The sequence below is a fragment of the Streptomyces cyaneofuscatus genome (assembly GCF_042718795.1).
GTDB classification, from domain to species: domain Bacteria; phylum Actinomycetota; class Actinomycetes; order Streptomycetales; family Streptomycetaceae; genus Streptomyces; species Streptomyces cyaneofuscatus_A.
Window position 1 is genome coordinate 91,450 of sequence record NZ_JBHXOX010000016.1, and the last position, 24,908, is coordinate 116,357.

At 69.9% G+C, this 24,908-nt stretch carries 23 protein-coding genes and 1 riboswitch; of the genes, 8 read left to right on the forward strand and 15 right to left on the reverse strand.

Annotated elements, in window-relative coordinates; translation table 11 throughout:
- Positions 1-114 precede the first annotated feature (114 nt).
- Together ACFWRT_RS19805 and ACFWRT_RS19810 are read right to left on the reverse strand one after the other, a co-directional pair.
- Positions 115-1,476 carry an NYN domain-containing protein gene (locus ACFWRT_RS19805; protein ID WP_380952586.1) on the reverse strand — a complete coding sequence of 454 codons (1,362 nt, stop codon included), beginning with the start codon at positions 1,474-1,476 and terminating at the stop codon, positions 115-117.
- A gap of 39 nt (positions 1,477-1,515) precedes the next feature.
- Entirely contained in the window at positions 1,516-1,758 is a 243-nt protein-coding gene (locus tag ACFWRT_RS19810) for a hypothetical protein (RefSeq protein ID WP_003969643.1), read from the reverse strand.
- Between the two features lie 194 nt (positions 1,759-1,952).
- Between ACFWRT_RS19810 and ACFWRT_RS19815 the strand changes: the two genes are divergently transcribed.
- Together ACFWRT_RS19815 and ACFWRT_RS19820 are read left to right on the forward strand one after the other, a co-directional pair.
- The gene (locus tag ACFWRT_RS19815; RefSeq protein ID WP_380952585.1) at positions 1,953-2,717 is read left to right on the forward strand and encodes a rhomboid family intramembrane serine protease; all 765 of its coding nucleotides are present in this window, start codon (positions 1,953-1,955) and stop codon (positions 2,715-2,717) included.
- Positions 2,714-2,995, forward strand: coding sequence for an Lrp/AsnC family transcriptional regulator (locus ACFWRT_RS19820; RefSeq protein WP_003969641.1), 282 nt, complete (start codon positions 2,714-2,716; stop codon positions 2,993-2,995). Before ACFWRT_RS19815 ends, ACFWRT_RS19820 begins: the two co-directional genes overlap by 4 nt.
- 56 nt (positions 2,996-3,051) lie before the next feature.
- Here ACFWRT_RS19820 and ACFWRT_RS19825 read toward each other — a convergent pair whose 3' ends face one another.
- From ACFWRT_RS19825 to ctaE, 6 genes are all read right to left on the reverse strand, one after another.
- On the reverse strand, positions 3,052-4,434 hold the full coding sequence (locus ACFWRT_RS19825; protein ID WP_380952584.1) for an aminotransferase class V-fold PLP-dependent enzyme: 1,383 nt from the start codon (positions 4,432-4,434) through the stop codon (positions 3,052-3,054).
- 208 nt (positions 4,435-4,642) lie between these two features.
- Positions 4,643-4,760, reverse strand: a riboswitch (SAM riboswitch).
- Positions 4,761-4,835: 75 nt separating this feature from the next.
- Positions 4,836-5,900, reverse strand: a complete 1,065-nt coding sequence (gene trpD, locus ACFWRT_RS19830; RefSeq protein ID WP_380952583.1) for an anthranilate phosphoribosyltransferase — start codon at positions 5,898-5,900, stop codon at positions 4,836-4,838.
- 123 nt (positions 5,901-6,023) lie between these two features.
- Entirely contained in the window at positions 6,024-7,670 is a 1,647-nt protein-coding gene (gene qcrB, locus ACFWRT_RS19835; RefSeq protein WP_380952582.1) for a cytochrome bc1 complex cytochrome b subunit, read from the reverse strand.
- The gene (qcrA, locus tag ACFWRT_RS19840) at positions 7,667-8,719 is read right to left on the reverse strand and encodes a cytochrome bc1 complex Rieske iron-sulfur subunit (RefSeq protein ID WP_380952581.1); all 1,053 of its coding nucleotides are present in this window, start codon (positions 8,717-8,719) and stop codon (positions 7,667-7,669) included. Before qcrA ends, qcrB begins: the two co-directional genes overlap by 4 nt.
- Positions 8,716-9,525, reverse strand: a complete 810-nt coding sequence (qcrC, locus tag ACFWRT_RS19845; RefSeq protein ID WP_380952580.1) for a cytochrome bc1 complex diheme cytochrome c subunit — start codon at positions 9,523-9,525, stop codon at positions 8,716-8,718. Before qcrC ends, qcrA begins: the two co-directional genes overlap by 4 nt.
- A 55-nt stretch (positions 9,526-9,580) precedes the next feature.
- Positions 9,581-10,201, reverse strand: coding sequence for an aa3-type cytochrome oxidase subunit III (ctaE, locus tag ACFWRT_RS19850; protein ID WP_026241469.1), 621 nt, complete (start codon positions 10,199-10,201; stop codon positions 9,581-9,583).
- A gap of 187 nt (positions 10,202-10,388) precedes the next feature.
- Here ctaE and ACFWRT_RS19855 point away from each other — a divergent pair, with 187 nt between their 5' ends.
- Complete coding sequence (locus ACFWRT_RS19855; protein ID WP_326706264.1) at positions 10,389-10,790, forward strand: DNA-binding transcriptional response regulator; 402 nt, start codon at positions 10,389-10,391, stop codon at positions 10,788-10,790.
- A 60-nt stretch (positions 10,791-10,850) separates the two neighbouring features.
- Here ACFWRT_RS19855 and ACFWRT_RS19860 read toward each other — a convergent pair whose 3' ends face one another.
- The 4 genes from ACFWRT_RS19860 to ctaC all read right to left on the reverse strand — a co-directional run bounded on the left by ACFWRT_RS19860 (position 10,851) and on the right by ctaC (position 15,327).
- On the reverse strand, positions 10,851-12,104 hold the full coding sequence (locus ACFWRT_RS19860; protein WP_380952579.1) for a L,D-transpeptidase: 1,254 nt from the start codon (positions 12,102-12,104) through the stop codon (positions 10,851-10,853).
- Positions 12,105-12,230: 126 nt separating this feature from the next.
- Positions 12,231-12,629: a cytochrome c oxidase subunit 4 gene (locus ACFWRT_RS19865; RefSeq protein ID WP_380952578.1), complete on the reverse strand. Its 399-nt coding sequence runs from the start codon at positions 12,627-12,629 to the stop codon at positions 12,231-12,233.
- Positions 12,626-14,362, reverse strand: a complete 1,737-nt coding sequence (gene ctaD, locus ACFWRT_RS19870) for an aa3-type cytochrome oxidase subunit I (RefSeq protein ID WP_380952577.1) — start codon at positions 14,360-14,362, stop codon at positions 12,626-12,628. Before ctaD ends, ACFWRT_RS19865 begins: the two co-directional genes overlap by 4 nt.
- Complete coding sequence (ctaC, locus tag ACFWRT_RS19875; RefSeq protein ID WP_380952576.1) at positions 14,359-15,327, reverse strand: aa3-type cytochrome oxidase subunit II; 969 nt, start codon at positions 15,325-15,327, stop codon at positions 14,359-14,361. Before ctaC ends, ctaD begins: the two co-directional genes overlap by 4 nt.
- Positions 15,328-15,600: 273 nt before the next feature.
- On the opposite strand from ctaC, the gene ACFWRT_RS19880 reads away from it, so the two are divergent.
- Positions 15,601-16,983: a cysteine desulfurase/sulfurtransferase TusA family protein gene (locus tag ACFWRT_RS19880; protein ID WP_380952575.1), complete on the forward strand. Its 1,383-nt coding sequence runs from the start codon at positions 15,601-15,603 to the stop codon at positions 16,981-16,983.
- A gap of 3 nt (positions 16,984-16,986) precedes the next feature.
- Here the strand turns inward: ACFWRT_RS19880 and ACFWRT_RS19885 are convergent, their stop codons facing one another.
- Positions 16,987-17,961 (reverse strand): carbohydrate kinase family protein, encoded by a 975-nt coding sequence (locus ACFWRT_RS19885; protein ID WP_380952574.1) that lies wholly within the window; start codon positions 17,959-17,961, stop codon positions 16,987-16,989.
- Positions 17,962-18,117: 156 nt separating this feature from the next.
- Between ACFWRT_RS19885 and ACFWRT_RS19890 the strand changes: the two genes are divergently transcribed.
- Both ACFWRT_RS19890 and ACFWRT_RS19895 read left to right on the forward strand, forming a co-directional pair.
- The gene (locus ACFWRT_RS19890; protein WP_380952573.1) at positions 18,118-18,351 is read left to right on the forward strand and encodes a hypothetical protein; all 234 of its coding nucleotides are present in this window, start codon (positions 18,118-18,120) and stop codon (positions 18,349-18,351) included.
- Positions 18,352-18,507: 156 nt separating this feature from the next.
- Positions 18,508-19,944 (forward strand): hypothetical protein, encoded by a 1,437-nt coding sequence (locus tag ACFWRT_RS19895; protein WP_380952572.1) that lies wholly within the window; start codon positions 18,508-18,510, stop codon positions 19,942-19,944.
- Positions 19,945-20,062: 118 nt separating this feature from the next.
- Here ACFWRT_RS19895 and ACFWRT_RS19900 read toward each other — a convergent pair whose 3' ends face one another.
- Entirely contained in the window at positions 20,063-20,419 is a 357-nt protein-coding gene (locus tag ACFWRT_RS19900) for a HesB/IscA family protein (protein WP_003969624.1), read from the reverse strand.
- A gap of 251 nt (positions 20,420-20,670) precedes the next feature.
- Between ACFWRT_RS19900 and nadA the strand changes: the two genes are divergently transcribed.
- Both nadA and ACFWRT_RS19910 read left to right on the forward strand, forming a co-directional pair.
- Positions 20,671-21,849: a quinolinate synthase NadA gene (gene nadA, locus ACFWRT_RS19905; RefSeq protein WP_161267213.1), complete on the forward strand. Its 1,179-nt coding sequence runs from the start codon at positions 20,671-20,673 to the stop codon at positions 21,847-21,849.
- A 217-nt stretch (positions 21,850-22,066) separates the two neighbouring features.
- Positions 22,067-24,460, forward strand: coding sequence for a tetratricopeptide repeat protein (locus ACFWRT_RS19910; protein WP_380952571.1), 2,394 nt, complete (start codon positions 22,067-22,069; stop codon positions 24,458-24,460).
- A 16-nt stretch (positions 24,461-24,476) separates the two neighbouring features.
- Here ACFWRT_RS19910 and ACFWRT_RS19915 read toward each other — a convergent pair whose 3' ends face one another.
- On the reverse strand, positions 24,477-24,776 hold the full coding sequence (locus tag ACFWRT_RS19915; protein WP_380952570.1) for a hypothetical protein: 300 nt from the start codon (positions 24,774-24,776) through the stop codon (positions 24,477-24,479).
- Positions 24,777-24,908 lie beyond the last annotated feature (132 nt).

Sequence of the window (24,908 nt, forward strand, 5' to 3'; positions counted from 1 at the left end):
GGATTTTTCTTGTCACATCCGGCACTTCTTTACTCCCACTCCACCACGTGTAGCGGTGACTTGACGGTACGTTCCCAAAAATCCGGCATGCCACACATGTCGTACAACTGTGCCCTAGACGCGCGAAAGGCGCTTCAGGAGCAAGACGGACGCGACGGGCCGGGCACCGGCCTTGGCCACCCCGTCCGCCACCTCACGGTCGGTGGAGACGACCACGACAGGCCTGCCCGGCGGTTCCGCGCGGGCCAGTTGACGGATCAGCTCGTCCGCGGTGACCCCCGCCTTGCTGAACAGCACCCGGACCCCGCGCGGCGGCGCGAGCAGCACCGGGGCGGCCAGCTCGGCGCCGTCGAAGACACAGGTCATCTCGGCGCCGGTCTGCGCGGCGAGGACCGAGAGACCGCCCAGCAGCCGCAACCGCTGCTTCTCCAGCGGCATCTGGGGATAGCCGGTCTTGGTGACGTTGTAGCCGTCCACGATGAGGTGCGCCTGCGGGAGCGCCAGCAGTTGGTCGAGCAGCGCCGGATCGGTGTCCGAAAGCGCTCTGGCGGCGATGTCCTTGGGCGACATCCGGCCCGGCTCCACCGCGTCCACGCTGTCGGCCGGGCGGGCCGTCACCGGAGGTAGGGCCAGCTCGCGCCGGAGCCCCGACGCCGCGTCCAGCACGGTGTCCAGGAGCAGCCGCAGCCGCATGTCCTCCATCGAGCGCCCCTCACGGGAGGCTCTGCGGCCCGCCTCCACGGCCGCCTCGGCCTCGCCGAGCCGGTGCTTGAGCCGGCGCGACTCGCTCTCGGCGGCGGAGAGCTGGGCGGCCGCCTCGGCGCGCTGGGTCTCCGCCTCGGCGGTGGAGCGGCGCAGGGCGGCCTCGCCGCGCTTGACCTCGCTCTGCGCGGAGCGGAGCTTGCGGTGGAGCGACTCGGACTCCTTGCGGGCCGCGTCCAACTCGGCGCGGAGCCGCTCGGTCTCGCTGCGGGTGTGGGCGCGCGCCCGCTCCAGCTCCTCGCGCAACTGGACCAGTTCGCGCCGGGTCTCCTCGTCCACCCGCTCCGCGTCGGCGCGCTGGACCTCCTCGCCGGCCGCCTCGACCAGCTTGACCCAGCCCACCGGGCGCAGCACATAGGCGGCGGCGGCCACATCCACGGGGTCGGCGGCCGCGGGCGGCGACCCCGCCTCCAGCGCACCGGCCAGCTCCGGCTGGGCCAGGCTCAGCCGCTCACCGATGCGCTGCCGGAACAGCGGGTCGCCCTCCAGGGCGGCGGCCATCGCGTTCCCGGCGAACTTGGCCCGCCGGGTCGGGGTGAACCGGGCATACTGCCGCAACTGGGCGGGCAGTTCGGCGACGGTCAGGCCGCCGAAGGCGTCCGCGACCAGGGCGATGACCCGCCGCCGTACGCCTTCGGGCAGCGGGCGGTCGAGCGCCTCTGCACCGCCGTCGGCCGCGTCGGCCGGTTCGGCGCCGCTGGTCGGCTGATCCACCGTCCGTCACCCCATAGATATGTCTGCAGGCGCGCTCCCTCAGGAGGCGGCACCCGGCCTGTCCACCAGTTCGATCTGGTCCACCGCGTTGCACCAACGACAGCGGACCGACTCGATGGTCTCACTGACCACCTCCCGCTCCTCGACACTGGACTCACCGGCCAGGTCGAGGTGCACGTACTCCACGACCTTGGAGGACCGCGTCACGTCGAAGCGCGTGAGATTGCCGCACAGGGTGCAGCGCCAGCGGGTCGAGTCCGTCGGCAGGGGAACCGTCGTCATCGTCTGCGTCCTCTTTCGTCGTCTCCAGGAGTCCGCGCCGGGCGTGCCGCCGCGACTCCACCTGTCTACGTCAAGGATCTCGCGGTGCGCCGTCGAACTGCGGAAGTCCTGGCGTAACCCTACGGCCTCGCGTATAGGCATCGGCACGGCGAGGCGCTCCGTCCCGGTCTCCCCCGGTACGTCATGCTCTGCACATGATCGACCTACGGCGGTTCGACTGGCGGGCCAGGGCCGGGAAGGTCCGGGAGAGCGCTGCGGGCGCGACGGTGGGCGGGGCGCCGGTGACGTACGGGCTGATCGCCCTGTGCTGCGCGATCTTCCTGATCAGCCCGCTCTCCGGGTTCGGCGGCGCCTCCTACGGCAGCCAGGACGCGCTGCTCGCCGCGCAGGCCGGGTACTTCGAGCGGTGGGGGGTGATTCCGGCCGAACTGTGGGAGGGCTCGGCGCGCGCCCTGCTCACTCCGTTCACCGCGCTGTTCGTGCACGGAAGCTGGCTGCACCTGCTGGGCAACCTGCTCTTCCTGTACGTGTTCGGGGCGATGGCCGAGGAACGGATGGGCCGGGTGCAGTTCGCGCTCTTCTACGTGGGGTGCGGCTACCTGGCGCTGGTCTGCTACGCGGCGGTGCACGCGGACTCGGAGCAGACGCTGGTCGGCGCTTCGGGCGCGATCTCGGCGGTGCTCGGCGCGTTCCTGTACCTGTTCCCGAAGGCCCGGGTGACCAGCCTGTTCCCGTTCCTCTTCTTCCTGCCGCTGCGCTTCCCGGCCTGGATCGTGCTGGTCTTCTGGTTCGGGCTCCAGTGGGCGGCCGCCCAGGCGGCGGGGGCGGGGCCGGGGGTGGCGTATCTGGCGCATGTGGCGGGGTTCGCGGCCGGGTTCCTCTACGCCTGGGTGCGGTATCGGGGTGGGGCTAAGGTGAAGGTTCCAGCCACGGCGACCGAGGGAGACAGACAGCCGTGATCACCGCGATCGTGCTCATCAAGACCAGCGTGGACCGGATTCCGGAGATCGCCGAGGCCATCGCCGCGCTGGACAGTGTCAGCGAGGTCTTCTCCGTCACCGGCACCTACGACCTGATCGCCATGGTCCGGGTCGCCCGCCACGACGACCTCGCCGATGTCATCCCCGGCCGGATCAGCAAGATCCCGGGCGTCGAGGGCACGGACACGCATGTGGCGTTCCGTACGTACTCCCAGCACGACCTGGAAGCGGCGTTCGCCATCGGCCTGGACGCGTAGCTTCCGACGTACGTCGGCCGGGGACAGGCGGCGCGCCTGTTCCCGGCCGACGTGTTTCAGACCGTACGGGCGGCCGTGCCCCGGTCCGGGACGCAACGGCCGTCCTCGGTGCGGTACTTCCACTGGGCGCCCTCGCGGACCAGCTCGCCGACCGCGCGCAGGAACCGCTCGATGTGCTCGTCCGGCGTACCGGCGCCGAAGCTGACCCGGATCGCGTTGAGCGACCGCTCGCCCGGCTCGGCCTCGGGGGCGCCGCACTCGCCCGGGTCCTGCGGGTCGCTGCCGAGGAGGGTGCGCACGAGCGGGTGGGCGCAGAAGAGGCCGTCGCGGACGCCGATGCCGTACTCGGCGGAGAGCGCGGCGGCGAAGTGCGAGCTGTTCCAGCCGCGCACCACGAAGGAGATGACGCCGACCCGGGGCGCGTCGTCGCCGAAGAGCGAGAGCACCTGGACCTCGGGGACCTGGGCGAGCCCTTCGCGTACGCGGCTCACCAGCTCCTGCTCCCGGGCGACCAGGCTGTCGAAGCCCGCCTCGGTGAGGGCCTTGCAGGCGGAGGCGATGGAGTAGACGCCGATGACGTTGGGCGAACCGGCCTCGTGGCGGGCGGCCGTGGTGTGCCAGTCGACGTCCACGCCGCCGTCGGCGCGCCGGGCGACCTTGCGGGAGGCGCCGCCGCCGGCGAGGTACGGCTCGGCCGCCTGGAGCCAGTCGGCACGGCCGGCGAGGACCCCGGAGCCGAAGGGCGCGTAGAGCTTGTGGCCGGAGAACGCGACCCAGTCGACGTCCAGTTCGGCGATGTCCACCGGGTGGTGCGGGGCGAGCTGCGCGGCGTCGAGGACGATCCGGGCCCCGTGCGCGTGGGCGGCGGCGGCCAGCTCCTTCACCGGCCACAGCTCGCCGGTCACGTTGGAGGCGCCGGTGACGCAGACCAGCGCCGGGCCGTAGGGGTCGCGCTCGGCCAGCGCGCGCTCCAGGCTCTCCACCGCCTGGCCGGGGGTGCGGGGCGCGTTGAGGTAGGTGACCTGGGCGTCGCGCCAGGGCAGCAGGGAGGCGTGGTGCTCGGTCTCGTACACGAAGACCTGGCAGTCCGCCGGGATCGCGGCGGCCAGCAGGTTGAGCGAGTCGGTGGTGGAGCGGGTGAAGACGACCTGGTCATCCGCGCGGCAGCCGAGGAACTCCGCGACGGTGCGGCGGCTGTTCTCGAAGAGGTCGGTGGAGAGCTGGGAGAGGTATCCGGCCCCGCGGTGGACGCTGCCGTAGTACGGGGCGTACGCGGCGACGTCGTCCCAGACCCGCTGGAGGGCCGGGGCGCTGGCGGCGTAGTCGAGTGCGGCGTAGGTGACTTCACCGCCGGTGACGAGCGGAACGGTGACATCCTGCCCCAGAACGGGCAGCGGGGCACAAACCGACGGGTCGATGGCAGCGGTGGAGACAGACATGGCGAACTCCCGTAACAGGCAGGCGAAATCCAGCGCCGGCGGGTACGCGGCAGCGCAGGAGAGGGAAGGAAAAGAAGGTGCGCTGAAGAAGGGCGGTCCAGCTCAGGGCGTGAAGAAGCCCTGGGACGAGCCCTAACGCATTCGCTTGCTCACAGAAGGCTCCCTAGGGACCAGGACCCCGGGGGCTGGCGTCCACTGGACGCCGAGGGGCCCGCGCTTGCCGCAGACCTCGCTGCCTACGGCCTGGTCTTCACCCGGGGCACCCCGCCACGGACGGAGGGTTGCCGGACAGCGGGCCGGGGCCGTAGTCGCTGTCACTCATGACCTGCGCAGCATCTTGCCATATGTATGCGTACACGCAAGGGCGCAGTCCGGCATCCGGACTGCGCCCCTGGCCGATCTCAGGCGTTGCTGGCCGCCACCCACCGCTCCAGCGCGTGCTTCGCCGCACCGGAGTCGACGGCTTCGGCGGCCACCTGGATCTTCGCGGCGATCTGCTCGGTCAGCGTGCCGGGCCCCGGGTCGAGGGCGACCAGCGCCGCCGCCGAGTTGAGCAGCACCGCCTCCCGTACCGCGCCGGTCTCCCCGTCCAGCAGCCGGCGGGCCACATCGGCGTTGTACGAGGCGTCGGCGCCGCGCAGCGCCTCGACGGGGACCAGCGGGAGGCCGACGTCGCGCGGGTCGAAGGGCTCCTCGCGGACCGTGCCGTCGCGGACCACCCAGACCCGCGAGGTGGCCGTGGTGGTCAGCTCGTCGAGCCCGTCGTCGCCGCGGAAGACGAGGGCCGAGTTGCCGCGTTCCGCGAGGACGCCTGCGACGATGGGCGCCATCTTGGCGTCGGCCACGCCGATGGCCTGGGAGCGCACCTGGGCCGGGTTGGTGAGGGGGCCCAGGATGTTGAACGTGGTCTGCGCGCCGAGCTCCCGGCGGGCCTTGGCCGCGTACCGCAGGGCGGGGTGGAACTTCACGGCGAAGCAGAAGGTGATGCCCGCCGCCTCGGCGACCTCGACCACCCGCTGCGGGGTCAGCTCCAGGTTGACGCCGAGCTTCTCCAGTACGTCGGAGGAGCCGCTCGCGGAGGAGGCGGCCCGGTTGCCGTGCTTGACGACCTTGGCGCCGGTCCCGGCGATGACGATCGCGGACATGGTGGAGATGTTGACCGTCTTGGCGAGGTCGCCGCCGGTGCCGACGATGTCGACGGTGCGGCCGGGCACGTGGATGGTGTTGGCGTGCGCGTACATCGCGCGCACCAGACCGGTGACCTCCTCGACGGTCTCGCCCTTGGCCCGCAGCGCGACCGCGAAGCCGGCGATCTGCGCGTCGGTAGCCTCGCCGCTCATGATGCGGTCCATCGCCCAGGCGGTCTCCTCGGTGGAGAGGTTCTCGCCGCGCAGCAGGGGGTTCAGCAGGCCGGGCCAGGAACGGTCCGCCACGCTGTCGCCGCCGCTCGGGGTCACAACGTTCATGGTCCGCTCCAGGGGGTCCACAGCCGGAAGAGATACGGCTCCACCCTATCCAGCCGCCGGGACCGCGAAGAGCCCCGTCCATCGGATGGACGGGGCTCTCACGGTGGCGAACAGGTCGGACGATCAGTGGTGGCCGTGGCCCTCGCTGATCTCCTTGTACTCCTGCGCGGTGGGCTTGGCGATCTGGTTGTTCTCGCCGTAGTAGCCCTTGCTGAGCTTCGCGCGCAGCTTCTGGACCGGGGAGATCTTGCGCTTGACGCCGTTCTCGTCGACCTCGGGGCCGAGCTCGACCGGCTTGTACTGCTCGTGCGCGGTGAGCGTGTGCAGCTGCGCCGGGGAGAGCGGCTCGTGGATCTCGACGAACTCACCGTGCGGCAGGCGCTTGATGATGCCGGTCTCGCGACCGTGCAGCACCTTGTCCCGGTCGCGGCGCTGGAGGCCCAGGCAGATCCGCTTCGTGACGATGAACGCGATGACCGGTCCGAGGAAGAAGAAGATCCGGACGAACCAGGAGATGGCGTTCAGCGACAGATGGAAGTGCGTGGCCCACAGGTCGTTACCACCGCCGACGAGGCCGATGAAGTACGCCGTGATCCAGGCGACGCCGAGCGCCGTACGGGTCGGGGCGTTGCGCGGGCGGTCCAGGATGTGGTGCTCGCGCTTGTCCCCGGTGATCCAGGACTCGACGAACGGGTACACCGCGGGCAGCGAGAGCACCAGGCCGAAGAGGACCAGCGGGATGAACACGCCCAGGTTGAGCGTGTGGCCCCAGAAGTTGATCTCCCAGCCCGGCATGACACGGACCAGACCCTCGGCGAAGCCCATGTACCAGTCGGGCTGGGCGCCGGTGGACACCTGGTCCGGGCGGTACGGGCCGAGCGCCCAGATCGGGTTGATCGTGGCGATGGCCGAGATGATCGCGATGATGCCGAAGACCAGGAAGAAGAACCCTCCGGCCTTCGCCATGTACACCGGCAGCAGCGGCATGCCGACCACGTTCTTGTTGGTCCGGCCGGGACCCGCGAACTGCGTGTGCTTGTGGTAGAAGACCAGGATCAGGTGGGCCACCAGCAGCCCGAGCATGATGCCCGGCAGCAGCAGGATGTGGATCGAGTAGAACCGGGCCACGAAGTCGTGGCCGGGGAACTCGCCGCCGAACAGGAACATCGAGATGTACGTACCGACGATCGGCACGGACAGGATCGCGCCCTGGGTGAAGCGGACACCCGTACCGGAGAGCAGGTCGTCCGGGAGGGAGTAGCCGGTGAAGCCGGTGAACATGCCCAGTACGAAGAGCAGGAAGCCGAAGACCCAGTTGACCTCGCGCGGCTTGCGGAAGGCACCCGTGAAGAAGACCCGGCACATGTGCACGAACATGGCGGCCAGGAAGATCAGCGCGCCCCAGTGGTGGATCTGCCGGACGAGCAGACCACCGCGGACCTCGAAGCTGATCTTCAGCGTGGAGGCGTAGGCCTCCGACATCCGGATGCCCTGCATGGGCTCGTACGGACCGTGGTAGACGATCTCGTTCATGCTCGGCTGGAAGAACAGCGTCAGATACACACCCGTGAGGATGATGATGATGAAGCTGTAGAGCGCGACCTCACCGAGCATGAAGGACCAGTGGTCCGGGAAGATCTTGCGCATGTTGGCCTTGGCCAGGCCGTAGATGCCCAGCCGGCCGTCCGCCCAGTCGGCGACCCGCTCGCCCGCGGGTGCCTTGCGCGCTCCCGCCTGGTCGGCGGGCGGGTTGGTTGTCGCAGTACTCATCCGCGCTCCCAGAACGAGGGGCCGACGGGCTCGTCGAAGTCACCGAGCGCCTCGAGGTTGCCCTCGCTGTTCACGCCGATCCGCAGCTGCGGAAGCGCGTGGCCGGCCGGACCGAAGATGACGCGAGCGCCGTCGGAGAGGTCGAAGGTGGACTGGTGGCACGGGCAGAGCACGTGGTGTGTCTGCTGCTCGTACAGGCTGATCGGGCAGCCGACGTGGGTGCAGATCTTGGAGAACGCGACGATGCCCTCGTGGGCCCAGTCGCGCTGGCGCTTGTCCTTGATGTCGTCCGGCTCGATGCGGACGATCATCAGGGCGGCCTTGGCGATCTGCGACAGGAAGTCGTGCGCCTCGTCCTCAAGACCCTCGGGCTTGGCGAAGGTCAGCGACCCCACGGCGACGTGCTCGGGACGCAGCGGCTCGCCCGTGTTCATGTTGACGAGCAGCTTGCCCTTGGCCCACAGGGTGGTCCGGAGCTTCTTCTCCGGGAGCGGACCGAGGTCGCGCAGCAGCACCACACCGGCGAGCGGCACCAGGGCCAGCGCGCCGAACATGGTGGTGCGGATGAGCTTGCGCCGGCCGATCGCGGACTCCTCGGCACCGGCCTTGAAGTCGGCCATGACCTGGGCCTTGACCTCGGCAGGCGCCTCGATCGGGTGCCGTTCGGCGGCGACCTCGACGTCGGACATCAGGGTGCGCGCCCAGTGGACGGCGCCCGCTCCGATGAAGAAGAGCGCGAAGCCGAGCGTCAGTCCCAGGGAGAAGTTGAGCGCGCTCACATGGCCGAAGGGCCAGATGAAGACGATCTTGTCCACCGGGAAGATGACGTAGGCGGCGATGAAGCCCACCGTCGACAGCATCGAGAGGACGAACATGAACGCGACGGCCCGCTCGGAGCGGTTCGCGGCGCGTTCGTCGAGGTCCTGGATGCGCGGCTTGTGGGCCGGCAGACCAGGGTCGGCGAACGGGTCGTCCTTGACCTCCACCGCGCCGTGCGCGGTCTCCTGCACTACGGGCAGGTTGTCTTCTGGAATCTGTTGGCTACTCATGACTTCTTGGCCTTAGCGGTGTGGGCCGCGACCCAAATGGCAACTGCGACGAGCGCACCCAGTCCGAAGATCCAGGCGAACAGGCCCTCGCTGACCGGACCCAGACCGCCGAGGGCGAGGCCACCGGGGCTCTCCGACTCAGAACTGTTCACGGTCTGGATGTACGCGATGATGTCCTTCTTCTCCTGCTCCGGCATCGTCGTGTCGGGGAAGGAGGGCATGGACTGCGGGCCGGTCTGCATGGCCTCGTAGATGTGCTTCGGGCTCACGCCTTCGAGGTCCGGGGCGTACTTGCCCTTGGTCAGGGCACCGCCCTTGCCCGTGAAGTTGTGGCACTGGGCGCAGTTGTTGCGGAACAGTTCGCCACCCTTGGCGACGTCCGCGCCGGCCGGGTCGACCTGCTTGTCGGTCGGCGTGATCGGACCGGCGCCGAGCGACGCGATGTACGCCGCGAGCTGGTCGATCTCCGCCTGGGTGTAGATGACCTTCTTCTTCGGTACCTGGGCGCCCGGCTGCTGCGCGGGCATACGGCCCGTACCGACCTGGAAGTCGACGGCGGCGGAGCCCACGCCCACGAGGGACGGCCCGTCGGTGGTGCCCTGACCGCCGGTTCCGTGGCAGCTTGCGCAGCCTACGGTGTAGAGCTTCTTGCCCTCGTCGATGGCGAGGGACTGGGCGGTTTCATCGGCCTGCGCCTTGCCCGCAGGCGCGAACGCGGCGTACAGCCCCCCGGTGGCCGCCAGCGCGAGGAGTAGTACGACGACCGCCGCCAGCGGATGGCGTCGTCGTGCGGAGAGCTTTTTCACGGATTACCCCGGTGTCAGGATCTTCTGCGTCGATGGTGGGTGGGTGCGAGCCCGGTTACTTGATCATGTAGATCGTTGCGAACAGGCCGATCCACACCACGTCGACGAAGTGCCAGTAGTAGGACACGACGATGGCCGCGGTGGCCTGGTCATGGGTGAACCTCTTGGCCGCGTACGTCCTGCCGAGGACCAGCAGGAAGGCGATGAGCCCGCCTGTCACGTGCAGTCCGTGGAAGCCGGTGGTCAGGTAGAACACCGAGCCGTACGGGTCGGACGACAGGGAGAGCCCCGCCTCCTTGACCAGTTCCACGTACTCCAGGACCTGGCCGCCGACGAAGATCGAGCCCATCACGAACGTCACGATGAACCAGGTGCGGAGCTTCTTCACATCGCCCCGCTCGGCGGCGAAGACGCCGAGCTGGCAGGTGAGTGAGGAGAGCACCAGGATCGTGGTGTTCGTGGCCGAGAACGGGAAGTTCAGATGCCCGGCCATCTCCTTCCAGTAATCGGGTCCCATCACCGATCGAAGGGTGAAGTACATCGCGAAGAGGGCCGCGAAGAACATCAGCTCGGACGCCAACCAGATGATGGTTCCGACGCTGGTGAGGTTCGGCCGATTGACCGACGGGTGCGCGTGCCCGGTTTCTACTGTCGTTGCTGTCGCCACGACCGACATTATGTCGGTCGCTTATCCCGCCCTCACTCCGGGGGGTGCCGTTCGGTGTGTCAGTCCCGTGTGTCCTGCCCGAACGGCCCATCGAATCGGTGTCCTTACCGGTGCTGACGGCCGGTGGACCGGAGTACGATCCGCGCATCGGTTCATGCCCCGAGAGCCCCGAAGACACAGATGTCACGGAGGAACAATGCAGGCGACCGCCACGGTCCTGGTCTACAGCGACGACGCCAACATCCGCGAGCAGGTGAAGCTGGCAGCCGGTCGCAGGCCTGCCGCCGACGTGCCACCGGTGAAGTTCCTGGAGTGCGCGACGCTTCCGGCCGTCCTGGCGGCGCTGGACGGCGGCGGGGTCGACGTCTGCGTCCTGGACGGCGAGACGGCCCCCATCGGCGGTATGGGCGTCTGCCGTCAGATCAAGGACGAGATCTTCCACTGCCCCCCGGTCCTCCTGCTGATCGGCCGCCCGCAGGACGCGTGGCTGGCCACCTGGAGCCGGGCGGAGGCCGCGGTGACGCTGCCGGTGGACCCGGTGGAGTTCGCCGACGCGCTGGCGGCCCTCCTGCGCGCCCGGCTCGCCGTGGAGGCCTGAGAGGGCCCTGTCAGCCCGTGAGGAGCGCCCCGCCGTGCGGGGCGCTCCTGCTGTGTCCGGTCAGACATGCGGGCGCAGGCGGGCGGCCTGGAGCGTCTGCGGGCTGTCCGGCACCCCTTCGTTGAGGGCGCTGCCCTTCTGCCACTTCGCCCAGGAGAGGTTCCACTCGCCGAACCCGTTGTCGAACGGGGTCATGGTCTCCCCCGCGCTGCCGACGACCTTCACGATGTCGCCCTGGCGCACGGTGTCGAAGAACCACTCGGCGTTGCTCGTGCTCATGCCGGTGCAGCCGTGGCTGACGTTGGCGCTGCCCTGGGAGCCGACGGACCACGGCGCGGCGTGGACGTACTCGCCGCTCCAGGTCACCCGGGTGGCCCAGTAGACCGGCAGGTCGTACGACTCCGAGGAGCCGGCCGCGATGCCGATGGACTCCCCGCGCATCCGGACGAACTGCTCCTTGGCGAGGACCACCTTGACGCCGTTGCGGGTGGAGAAGCCGGGCTTGCCGGTGGTGACCGGAATGGTGTTGATCACTTCTCCGTTGCGCAGGACCGTCATGGTGTGGGTCGAGGCGTCGGTGAGTGCCTCGACCCGGTCGCCGGTGGTGATCTTCAGGGGCTTGGCCTCGGCTCCGTACAGGGCGTTGGTCACCTTGATGCCGGTGAGGTTGGAACGGACCTCGATGGTGGCGTTGGCGGGCCAGAACTCCTGGGGCCGGTAGTGCAGCTTCTTGTCGTCGACCCAGTACCAGGAGCCGGTGGAGGCCGGGGTGGAGCGGACCTTCAGGGCGCGCTCGACGGTGGCGCGGGAGGCCTTGTCGGTGACCGGAGCGCTGAGTTCCGCCGTGATGGGCTGTCCGACGCCGTAGGTGCCCGCCTGCGGGCCGAAGGCGACCTTCAGCAGCTTCTTGGGCGAGGAGGTGTCGAAGGAGAGCGTACGGGTGCCGGGGGCGCCGTCGCCGTTCTCGGTGGAGACCCTGACGGTGTATCCGGTGCCGGCGGCCAGCGGGGACGTGGAGCGCCATCTCCTGCCGTCGGCGGAGAGCTCGCCCGCCAGGTGGCGGCCGCCCGTGTCCACGGCGCTGACGTCGGTGATGCGGCCGTCGTCACCCTTGACGGTGACTTCCAGGGGCTTGTCGGGGTCGGCCTTCTCGTTCTTGGAGGGGCCGTTGAAGGAGACCTGGTCGCCCGCGTCGTACGGCTTCGTCGACAGCGGGTGTCCGTCGGGCTCGCCACAGGCGGTCGCACCCGCGCCAAGGGTCACGACCAGCAGGGTGCAGCTCACTACGGTGCGGATGCGCGGCGTGTGGTTCATGTCATCACGCTAAGAAGATTCATCCGATCCAGCGCGTTCAATGACTCCGAACGAGCGAGGGGCCCGTGTCGCTTCCTGCGACGCGGGCCCCTTGTGGGGTAGTGCGGTGTCACCCTCGGAAGGGTGTCACTGGGTGCGGTTCTCACCCCGGTAGTACTCGAAGACCCAGCCGAAGAGGCCGATCAGGAGCAGCGGAGCCGAGAAGTACATCAGCCACCAGCCGAAGACGACGCCCATGAAGGCGAAGGCGCCACCGATGGCCAGGGCGAGCGGCTGCCAGCTGTGCGGGGAGAAGAACCCCAGCTCGCCCGCCTCGTCGGCGACGTCGGCTTCCTTGTTGTCCTGGGCCATGGCGTCGACCCGGTTGGCCGTGAAGGCCAGGTAGAAGCCGATCATGATCGAGAGGCCGAAGGCGAGGAAGAGCGCCGTGGTGCCGACCGGCTCCTTCGACCACACGCCGTAGACGCCGGCCATGATGAGGATGAAGACACTCAGCCAGATGAACAGCTGTCCCTGGATCTTCACTTGCCTGCCTCCTTGCCGCCGGCGAGGGCCTTGTCCGACTCGGAGTGGTGCTCAAGCTGTTCGAGCGCCGCGATCTCCGGGTGGTGCAGGTCGAACGCCGGGGATTCGGAACGGATCCGCGGCAGGGTGATGAAGTTGTGCCGCGGGGGCGGGCAGGAGGTCGCCCACTCCAGCGAGCGGCCGTAACCCCAGGGGTCGTCGACCTCGATCTTCTTGCCGTACTTGGCGGTCTTCCAGACGTTGTAGAAGAACGGCAGCATCGACAGGCCGAGCACGAAGGACGCGATCGTGGAGATCGTGTTCAGCGCGGTGAAGCCGTCGGCGGCGAGGTAGTCCGCGTAGCGACGCGGCATTCCCTCGGCACCGAGCCAGTGCTGCACCAGGAAGGTGCCGTGGAAGCCGACGAACAGCGTCCAGAAGGTGATCTTCCCGAGCCGCTCGTCCAGCATCTTGCCGGTGAACTTCGGCCACCAGAAGTGGAAGCCGGAGAACATCGCGAAGACCACGGTGCCGAAGATGACGTAGTGGAAGTGCGCGACGACGAAGTACGAGTCGGAGACGTGGAAGTCCATCGGGGGCGAGGCCAGGATGACGCCGGTCAGACCACCGAAGGTGAAGGTGATCAGGAAGCCGACGGCCCAGAGCATCGGTGTCTCGAAGGACAACGACCCCTTCCACATCGTGCCGATCCAGTTGAAGAACTTCACACCGGTTGGCACCGCGATCAGGAAGGTCATGAAGGAGAAGAACGGCAACAGCACGCCGCCCGTCACATACATGTGGTGCGCCCACACCGTCACCGAAAGACCGGCGATGGCGATCGTCGCGGCGATCAGCCCGATGTAGCCGAACATCGGCTTGCGACTGAATACCGGAATGACCTCGGAAATGATTCCGAAGAACGGCAGGGCGATGATGTACACCTCTGGGTGTCCGAAGAACCAGAAGAGGTGTTGCCACAGCAACGCGCCGCCATTGGCGGAATCGAAGACATGCGCACCGAATTTACGATCCGCCTCCAGCGCGAAGAGCGCGGCGGCGAGAACCGGGAAGGCCAGCAGGACCAGGACACCGGTCAGCAGGACGTTCCAGGTGAAGATCGGCATGCGGAACATCGTCATGCCGGGGGCGCGCATGCAGATGATCGTGGTGATGAAGTTGACCGAGCCGAGGATCGTGCCGAAGCCGGAGAAGGCCAGACCCATGATCCACATGTCGGCGCCGATGCCCGGCGAGCGGACGGCGTCGTTCAGCGGCGCGTAGGCGAACCAGCCGAAGTCGGCGGCGCCCTGCGGCGTGAGGAAGCCGGCCACCGCGATGAGCGAGCCGAAGAGGTACAGCCAGTACGCGAACATGTTCAGCCGCGGGAACGCCACATCGGGCGCGCCGATCTGGAGCGGCATGATCCAGTTCGCGAATCCGGCGAACAGCGGCGTCGCGAACATCAGCAGCATGATCGTGCCGTGCATCGTGAACGCCTGGTTGAACTGCTCGTTCGACATGATCTGCGTGCCGGGACGAGCGAGCTCGGCGCGCATGAAGAGCGCCATGAGTCCGCCGATGATGAAGAAGGCGAACGACGTGATCAGGTAGAGCGAGCCGATCGTCTTGTGGTCCGTGGTGGTCATCCACTTGACGACGACGTTTCCCGGCTGCTTGCGGCGCACGGGCAGCTCGTCCTCGTACGAGTCGTCTGCCGGTGCCGCACCCTGAGGTTCGTTGAGGATGCTCACAGTTGCTTCTTCTCCGAATTCCTGGCCGGGTCGGTCTGCTCGATGCCTGCCGGCATGTAGCCCGTCTGACCCTTCTCAGCCAGCTCCTTGAGGTGCTGCTGGTACCGCTCCGGGGAGACGACCTTGACGTTGAAGAGCATCCGGGAGTGGTCGACGCCGCAGAGCTCGGCGCACTTGCCCATGAAGGTGCCTTCCCGGTTGGGAGTCACCTCGAAGACGTTGGTGTGGCCCGGGATGACGTCCTGCTTCATGAGGAACGGCACCACCCAGAAGGAGTGGATGACGTCACGCGAAGTGAGGACGAAACGGACCTTCTCCCCCTTCGGCAGCCACAGGGTCGGGCCCGGGTTGCCGTTCTGGGGGTTGCGCGTCCCGGGGATGCCCGCGTCGTAGACGCCGGTGGCGTCCTTCGGGAAGTCGTCCTGGAACTTCTGGGGGATGGCGTCGAGCTCCTTGGGGATCTCGTTGCCCGCAGCGGGCTGGCCTTCCACCTTCTCGATGTAGTTGAAGCCCCAGCTCCACTGGTAGCCGACCACGTTGATGGTGTGGGCCGGCTTGTCGGAGAGTTCGAGGAGCTTCGACTCATCACGCGCGGTGAAGTAGAAGAGCACCGAGACGATGATGAGGGGAACCACTGTGTACAACGCCTCGATGGGCATGTTGTACCTGGTCTGCGGAGGTACCTCCACCTTGGTGCGGCTACGCCGGTGGAAGAAGACGCTCCAGAGGATCAGCCCCCAGACAAGGACACCCGTGACGAGCGCTGCCGCCCACGAGCCTTGCCAGAGGGAGAGGATCCGAGGGGCCTCTTCCGTCACCGGGGTGGGCATACCGAGGCGGGGAAAATCCTCCCAGTTGTATGAACAACCGGAGGCCGTCGCCAGGACCAGGCCCGCAGTCAGCACCTGCGGCAGCTTCCGCCGCATCGGGCGCCGCGACGAGCGGTCGGAGCCGTTGGGACTCACGTAGCGCCTTCCCGAGAGTCTCGCCCGCACGGTCGGCGCGCCCGTCTCTACTGGTCGGTCGCCGTCCCTGTCGCGGGCAGGGGTTTGGATGTTTATGCGGACCAAACCCTACTGGACGCTATTTGGGGTCGCGCGGGGAGGGTGCCCAACGCGCCGCCCGACTCCCCGAAGGGGTGGAATCCGGGCCTCCGGCGGCCATCTGACGCCCTCTCTCCCGGCCGGGGCGGACAGGCGGGCGGCGGGGCGGGGACCGGTGCGGGCTAGCGTGGCGGCGTGCCCTACTTCGACGCCGCCTCCGCCGCCCCCCTGCACCCCGTCGCACGCCAGGCGCTGCTTGCCGCGCTGGACGAGGGCTGGGCCGATCCCGCCCGCCTGTACCGGGAGGGGCGCCGCGCCCGGCTGCTGCTGGACGCCGCCCGGGAGGCCGCCGCGGATGCCGTCGGCTGCCGTCCGGACGAGCTGGTCTTCACCTCTTCGGGGACGACCGCGGTGCACGCGGGAATTGCCGGAGCTCTTTCGGGGCGTCGGCGTGTCGGCCGCCATCTGGCCCTCTCGGCCGTCGAGCACTCCTCGGTGCTCCATGCGGCGGCGGCCCACGAGGCGGCGGGCGGCTCCTTCACCGAGGTGCCGGTGGGGCGGTCGGGGGCGGTGGACCCGGCGGCGTACGCCGGAGCGCTGCGCCCCGACACCGCGCTGGCCTGCCTCCAGTCGGCCAACCACGAGGTGGGGACCGAGCAGCCGGTGGCGGAGGTGGCCGCGCTCTGCGCCGAGGCGGGGGTGCCGCTGCTGGTGGACGCCGCCCAGTCGCTGGGGTGGGGGCCGGTGGCGGGCGGCTGGTCGCTGCTCACGGCGAGCGCGCACAAGTGGGGCGGGCCGGCCGGGGTGGGGCTGCTGGCGGTACGCAAGGGGGTACGGTTCGCCCCGCAGGGACCGGCCGGGGAGCGGGAGTCGGGCCGGGCGCCGGGGTTCGAGAACCTGCCGGCGATCGTGGCGGCGGCTGCCTCGCTGCGCGCGGTACGGGACGAGGCGGCGGCCGAGGCGGTGCGGCTGCGGGCGCTGGTCGGCCGGATCCGGTCGTCGGTGGCCGAGCGGGTCGGCGATGTGGAGGTGGTCGGCGATCCGGAGCTGCGGCTGCCGCATCTGGTCACCTTCTCCTGTCTCTATGTCGACGGGGAGACCCTGCTGCATGAGCTGGACCGGCACGGTTTCTCCGTATCGTCCGGTTCGTCCTGCACGAGCAGCACACTGGAGCCGAGCCATGTACTGAAGGCGATGGGCGTGCTGTCGGAGGGGAACGTCCGGATCTCGCTCCCGCTGGGTACGGCGGAGGCGGATGTGGACCGCTTCCTGGAGGTGGTGCCCGGGGTGGTCGCGGAGGTACGGGAACGGCTCGGCGCGCCCGTGTCGGCGCCTCTCTCCCCTCCTCCGGCCCGCTCTCTGGTGGTGGACGCGCTCGGGCGGCGCTGCCCGATCCCGGTGATCGAACTCGCAAAGGTGATCGGGGAGGTACCGGTGGGCGCCACCGTGACGGTACTCGCCGACGACGAGGCGGCGCGGCTGGACATCCCCGCCTGGTGCGAGATGCGGGAGCAGGAGTACGTGGGCGAGGAGCCGGCGGACCGGGGTTCGGCCTATGTGGTCCGCCGGCTCTCCTGAGTGCTAGACGAGGTGCTGCTGGACCTCGGCCGCGGCATCGTGGCCGTACGCCTTGGTGAAGCGGTCCATGAAGTTGGTGCGGCGCAGGGTGTACTCCTGGGTGCCGACCGTCTCGATCACCAGGGTGGCGAGCATGCAGCCGACCTGGGCGGCGCGCTCCAGGCCGACGCCCCAGGCGAGACCGGAGAGGAACCCGGCCCGGAAGGCGTCGCCGACGCCGGTCGGGTCGGCCTTGGCGTCCTCCTCGGGGCAGCCGACCTCGATGACCGGCTCGCCGGCCTTCTCGATCCGGACACCGCGCGAGCCGAGCGTGGTGACCCGGTGGCCGACCTTGGAGAGGATCTCCTCGTCGCTCCAGCCGGTCTTGGACTCGATGAGCCCCTTCTCGTACTCGTTGGCGAAGAGGTACGTGGCGCCGTCCAGCAGGATGCGGATCTCGTCGCCGTTCATCCGCGCGATCTGCTGCGAGAAGTCCGCGGCGAACGGGATGTTCCGGGAGCGGCACTCCTCCGTGTGGCGGAGCATCGCCTCCGGGTCGTCCGCGCCGATCGAGACCAGGTCGAGGCCGCCCACGCGGTCGGCGACGTTCTTCAGCTCGATGAGGCGGGCCTCGCTCATCGCGCCCGTGTAGAAGGAGCCGATCTGGTTGTGGTCGGAGTCGGTGGTGCAGACGAAGCGGGCGGTGTGCAGGACCTCGGAGATCCGGACCGACCCGGTCTCGACGCCGTGCCGGTCGAGCCAGGCACGGTACTCGTCGAAGTCGGAGCCCGCCGCGCCCACGAGGATCGGCTTGGTGCCGAGCAGGCCCATGCCGAAGCAGATGTTGGCGGCGACACCGCCCCGGCGCACATCGAGGTTGTCGACCAGGAAGGAGAGGGAGACCGTGTGCAGCTGATCCGCGACCAGCTGGTCGGCGAAGCGGCCGGGGAAGGTCATGAGGTGATCGGTGGCGATGGAGCCGGTGACTGCGATACGCACGGGGAGGCTTCTCCTGCGGAAGGCGAAGGGCCGAGGTGCGCCCTCCGGGACGGCGTGACAGTTCACGCTACCGGGTGAGCCCTCCGGGCGGGAAAAGGGAAAACTACCCGATAGTAGGGCTTTCTACCTGAGCGAGACCGTGGTTACGGTGCGGATATGTCGAACCACACCGCAGCGCGCGCGTCCACCGCATCGCGAGAGTCCACCGCATCGCGCGAGTCCGAAGTGAGCCTGGCCGAGCTGCGCGGGGACTGCGCGCGCATGGCCCCGCACTGGGCCGCGCCGAAGAAGGCCGTGACCACGCCGGTGAAGCCGTCCCTGATCCACGGGGTGACGGTGCCGCCTTCGTCGGCGCGGCTGATCGACGCGATGGGCGAGTACGGGGACTGACCACTTCGGCGCGTTTTTCGGCTGGAACTGTACGGGCTCCGAGCCGATCGGCCGTCACCGGGGAACCGCATGCTCCTCCGCTCCGTCCCACCGGTGTCCCCGTCCGGGGGCACGCGGTAGTGAACGCGACGGCAACGCAGTCGAAGGAGCGATCCGGTGAGCACCGAGCGACCCGACAACGACGTGACCGGCCCCCGGCGGCGGCGTCCGCCGCTCGCGGTGGCCTCGGTGGCAGCGGCGGTGCTGCTGGCCGGGGGCGGCGGCGCCTACTGGGCCTCCACCGCCTCCGGCGACAACAGCCCGGGGGACAGCGGCTCCGCCTCCCGCGACAAGGCCCCGGTGCTGGCCCTGGACTCCGCCGCCGAGGCGGCCCCGGCCACGCCCGGCGACCCGAGCACACCGCCCCCGGGCATCGCCCCGGGTGAGCCGGACCCGAACGGTCCGCCCGTGGTCTACCGGGCGGCGGGCCAGCTCCCCGACGGCCCCGACGAGGCGGCGGTCCACCGCGCCACGGGGACGGTGGCGTCGGCGGAGGTGGCCCGGCTGGCGGAGGCGCTCGGCATTCCGGGGACCCCGCGAACCGTGGACGCGTCCTGGGTGGTCGGTGACGAGGACGGGCCCGGCGCGCTCCTGAAGGTCACCAAGCAGGCCCCGGGCACCTGGACGTTCGCCCGCTCCACTCCCCCCAAGCCCTGCGACCCGGGGACGATGTGCGCGAACCAGAGCCCGCCGGAGGCCGACGGGCAGCCGGTGAGCGAGAAGGCGGCGAAGGCCGCCGCGGTGCCGGTGCTCAAGGCCGTCGGCCAGGACGACGCCGCGCTGAACGCGGGCCAGCTCATGGGCGACGTACGCGTGGTGAACGCGGACCCCGAGGTGGACGGGCTGCCCACGTACGGCTGGTCGACCGGGGTGCAGGTCGGCCCGGACGGCAAGGTGGCCGGGGGCAGCGGGCAGCTGAAGGCGCTGGAGAAGGGCGACACGTATCCCGTGGTCGGCGCCGAGGCCGCGTTGAAGCAGCTCAACGAGGCGGGGAAGGCCAAGGGGGACGCGAGCCGGGACATCGGCGGCTGCGCCACTCCCGTACCGCTGGAGGGTGAGCCGAAGCCGTCGGACCCGCAGTGCGTGCCGTCGAACGGCAAGCGGGCGCCGGTGACGCAGACGGTCGAGCACGCGGAGTTCGGCCTGGCCCTCCAGTACGTGGACGGCCGGCAGACCCTCGTACCGTCCTGGCTGTTCCATGTCCGCCAGGGGACGGGCGGGCCGGAGAGCACGGTCACGCAGATCGCGGTGGCGCCGGAGTTCGTCGAGAAGCCCACGGCCCCGACGCCCTCGGGCGACCGTAAGGCGACCTCGTACGCGGCCGACGGCCGGACGCTTGAGGTCACCTTCTGGGGCGGCGTCTGCTCCACGTACGCGGCGAGCGCCGAGGAGAGCGCGGGTCAGGTGCGGATCACCATCACGGAGGGGAAGCAGAAGAAGGGCGCCTGCATCATGATCGCCAAGGAGCTGAAGCGGACGGTGACGCTGGAGAAGCCGCTGGGCGACCGGACGGTGATCGACGCGGAGAGCGGGGCGACGGTGCCGCGCGGCTGAGCGGGTTTCCGGCGCAGGACGGTTTTCCGCATAGGACGGTTTCCCGCGCAGGACGTACGAGGGCGGCCCCGGGACTGAATCCCGGGGCCGCCCTCGTACGTCTGGATCCGCGCAGCGATTAGCTGAACGAGTCGCCGCAGGCGCAGGAGCCGGTGGCGTTCGGGTTGTCGATCGTGAAGCCCTGCTTCTCGATGGTGTCGACGAAGTCGATGGAGGCGCCGCCCAGGTACGGGGCGCTCATCCGGTCGGTGACGACCTTGACGCCGTCGAAGTCCTTGACGACATCGCCGTCGAGCGAACGCTCGTCGAAGAAGAGCTGGTAGCGCAGGCCGGAGCAACCGCCGGGCTGGACGGCGACGCGCAGTGCCAGGTCCTCGCGGCCTTCCTGCTCCAGCAGGCCCTTGACCTTGGCTGCGGCGGCGTCGGACAGGAGGATGCCGTCGCTCACGGTGGTGGTCTCGTCCGATACGGACATCTGCTTCTCTCCCGGGTTGTACGGACTGCTTGCCGACGGTTCAACCGCCTGCGCCGCGGATTCATTCCGGGCCAAGCGCTTGTCTGTTCCTTTTCATGCTCGCACACCCGGTCGCCCGGGGGATGCGTCACATCGACGCTATCGGCATCGTCAAAGTGACACGAAGGAGCTATGATAGATAGCGTCAAATAGACGAAAAGGCGCGTTCGCAGAAGCGCAGAGCAGAACGCAGAGAAGAAAGGGTGCGTGACGTGACCACGGCCCAGCCCCTGGACGTACAGCCGACACCCCTCGCGCTGCTGCTGCTCGGCCGCGAGGCCGACCCGAGGAGCGAGCGGGGCGTCGAGTGCCCCGGCGACCTCCCCTCCCCCTCCGACCCGGACCTGGTCGCGCGCGCCCGCGCGGCCAAGGAGAAGCTCGGGGACCGGGTCTTCGTCCTCGGCCACCACTACCAGCGCGACGAGGTCATCCAGTTCGCGGACGTGACCGGCGACTCGTTCAAGCTCGCCCGGGACGCGGCCGCGCGCCCGGAGGCGGAGTACATCGTCTTCTGCGGCGTGCACTTCATGGCCGAGTCCGCGGACATCCTGACCACGGACGCCCAGGCGGTCGTGCTGCCGGACCTGGCCGCCGGCTGCTCGATGGCCGACATGGCGACGGCCGAGCAGGTCGCCGAGTGCTGGGACGTACTGACGGAGGCCGGGGTCGCCGACCAGGTGGTGCCCGTCTCGTACATGAACTCCTCCGCCGACATCAAGGCCTTCACCGGCAAGCACGGCGGCACGATCTGTACGTCGTCCAACGCGAAACGGGCCCTGGAGTGGGCCTTCGAGCAAGGCGAGAAGATCCTCTTCCTTCCCGACCAGCACCTGGGCCGCAACACGGCGGTGCGGGACATGGGGATGAGCCTGGAGGACTGCGTCCTCTACAACCCGCACAAGCCGAACGGCGGCCTCACCGCCGAGCAGTTGCGGGACGCGAAGATGATCCTGTGGCGCGGCCACTGCTCGGTCCACGGCCGCTTCTCGGTCGAGTCGGTCGAGGATGTACGGGCCCGGATGCCCGGGGTCAACGTGCTGGTGCACCCGGAGTGCAAGCACGAGGTCGTGGCGGCGGCGGACTACGTCGGCTCGACGGAGTACATCATCAAGGCCCTGGAGGCGGCTCCGCGCGGCTCGAAGTGGGCCATCGGCACGGAGCTGAACCTGGTCCGCCGCCTGGCGAACCGTTTCGCCTCGGAGGACAAGGAGATCGTCTTCCTCGACAAGACGGTCTGCTTCTGCTCGACGATGAATCGGATCGACCTGCCGCACCTGGTCTGGACGCTGGAGTCGCTGGCCGACGGCAAGCTGGTGAACCGGATCGAGGTCGACCCGGAGACGGAGAAGTACGCGAAGCTCGCGCTGGAGCGGATGCTGGCGCTGCCGTAACGGGCACCGCCCCTGATCCGCCTTCGCCGGAAGCCCCGGTATGCCGCAGGTGTGGCATACCGGGGCTTTTCGCGCGCCCGCGAGCAGGCTGAATCTTCTCCATACGACCTCCGACCCCTCCTCCCCGTAACTACGCTGCTACTCACCGCAGTGGGCTTGGGCGTGCGCGGGACTGACCGGATGGAACGGCGAGGACGGCGAGGACGGTGGGGCGGGCATGAGTTACGAGGACCGTGGGACGGGTGCGGGCGACGAGGCGCGGGGGGCGGGGGGCGTTGCGCAGGCGGAAGCTGCGGAGACGACCGGGGCTGGTGGCCTTGCGCAGGCGGAAGCTGCCGATTCCGGCGGCGCGGGCGGCCTTACGCAGGCTGAGGAGGAGGTACGGAGTCGGCGTGGCGCGGTCGAGCGCGATGCCGCCGCCGGTCGGTCCGGGCTGGCCGAGGCTCTCGGCGTCCTCTCCGTGCTCCGGGCCGAGACCGGGGACCGGGAAGGGGCGGTGGCCCCGGCCCGGGAGGCGGTCGAGATCTACCGGGCGCTCTCCGAGAACCCCGAGGACGGCTTCGTACCCACACTCGCCGGGGCCCTGCACCAGCTCTCGAACCGGATCGCCGCCACCGGGGACCACACAGCCGCCCTGCCTCCGGCGAAGGAGGCCGCGAAGCTGTACGCCGACCTCGGCATGAAGCGCCCGGACCGCTACCAGGCGGAGCTGGCCGAGGCCATGGACGCCCTGGGCGACCGGATCGCCGACACCGGGGACCGGACGACCCCCGTGCCGTTCGGGAAGCAGGCCGTGCGGCTCCAGCGGGAGCTGGTGGAGGAGGAGCGGCCGGACGCATCCGTACCGGCGCTCGTGGCCTACCTGCTGAACTACGCCCGGCATCTGGCGGCAGCCGGAGAGCCGGTGGAGGCGGTACCTCGGGCCGAGGAGGCGGTCGGCCATCTCCGGAGCCTCGCCGCGGAGGACCCGGAGGCGTTCCGGCCCCGGCTGGCGGCCGCCCTCCACGCGCTGGGCGGCCACCGGGCGGCGGTGAGCGACGTGTCCGGGGCGGTCGAGGCGGCACAGGAGGCGTGCGGCATCCTCCGCGAACTCGCCGGTCAACGGCCGGACGCCGTCCGCCCGGAGCTGGCCAGGGCGCTCGACGGCCTCGCCGGTCACCTGAGCAAGGCCGGCGACCCGGCGGCGGGCCTGCGGGCGGCGGAGGAGGCCGTGGCCCTGCACCGTGAGCCGGCCGCACAGGACCCCGAGGCGTCCCGGCCCGGCCTCGCCGCCGCCCTGCTGACGCGGGCCCGGTGCCTGGCCGCCACCGGGGACCCGGTGGGCGCGCTGCCGCCGGTGCGGGAGGCCGTCGACCTGTTGCGGGAGCTCGGGGATGCCTTCCTGGCGAAGCTGGCCGGGTCCCTCCAGGTGCTCGGTACGTATGTGGAGTTGGACGGCGACGCGGAGGGGGCGGTGGAGGCGTTCTGGGAGGCGGTGGCGCTCCACCGGTCCCTGGCGCTGGAGCACCCGGGGACCAACGCCGCCTCGGTCACCGGCCTGGTCTCGGCGCTGGACGACCTGGCCCGGGCGCTGGCCCGTACCGGTGAGCACACGGCGGCGATCGAGGAGTTCGAGGAGACCGTCAAGGAGTTCGAGGAGACCGACCCGGCGACCGCCCGGCGCCTGGGCGTGGAGCGGGACATCTTCCTGATGCGCTGCCCCGAGCCGTGGCCCGGGAACGGGATGACCGAGCTGGTGGCGTGGCTGGACCGCGAAGCGGAGGGCGGCGTGAGCGCGGACGCCGTGACCGTACGGGCCCGGCAGGCGCTGCGTGCGTACGGTGACACGGCGGCGGTGCGCACGGCGTGGGAGGAGGAGACGTTCACGCCCGTACCGGACTGGCTCGCGCTGCGGCCGGAGACCGTGGACCTGGTCAGCGCCTGGATGTTCGCGCCCAACTGGCCCCGGTCGCGGGACTTCTGGTCCGAGAACGCGCAAGCCCTGGGCGGCGAGCAGGCCGCGACGGCCCTGGACGAGCTGGCGGTCCTGGACCCGCTCGGCGCGCAACGGCATGCCGCACTCCGCGACACCGTACTCGTCCACGGGGTGACCGCCGCCTACGATCCGCTGATCCTGTCGGAGCAGTTGGCGGAGTGGCTGGAGTGCCCGGACTGGGCGGAGTCCCGGGCCTACCTGGAGGAGCACCCGCGCCTCCTGACCGTGGCGCCGCCCGGGGACACCCCGCTGGCCCATGTCGCCATGCTCGACATCGGCCGCACCGAGGGCCTGGACGCGGCGTACCGCCTGGTGGCGGACCGCGATGCCCTCCAGGCGTACGTGGACCGGTCGTTGGAGGCCGGGGACGGCACCGCGCTGATGCACGGCGGAGGCATCGAGGGCCAGGTCTTCGGCGACCGGCTCTCCTCCCTCACCCACGCCCAGGTGGCTTTGGTCCTCTCGGGCGAGAGCGAGGGCTTCGACCCCGACGACCTGGCCGCGCTCCGGCACATGTCCGACGAGGAGACCCGTATCCGCCTGCTGAAGGAAACCATCGCCGTCGGCGCCCGCCACCCCGAACGGCACGGTGAGACACTGCGCCGGATCATCCGGGCCCTGGGCGGCGACGCCTGACACCGCTCACCGCCCGTCAGTCGCCACTCTCCAGCCGCCCGCCCCGGCTCGCCGCGATCCGCAGGGCGTCCCCCAGCGACTCGGCGAGCCGGGTGCCGGCGAAGCGCAGCTCCTGCTCCCCCACCACGGTCTCCGCCAGCAACTCCCGGGCCTCGGCCAGCACTTCCTCGGCCGAGGCGATCATGGCGGCCTCCAGCTCGTCGGCCATCCGGGAGACACGGCTGTCGGGGTTCGTCGTGCTGAGCCAGCACGGGGCGCCGAAGTCGTTGGTCCACGGGAGCAGTCGCATGGCCCGGCCCTTGCCATCGAACATCATCTCGGTCGCTACCTCCGGAGGAGGCCCTCTGGTGCGCCGCACGAGAGGGCGGTTACGGTGTGTGCCGCAATCGTCGCCCTGGGGAACGTCTCCCCAACAGGGCGCCGCTGTACCGGCTTTGGGAACGGGACA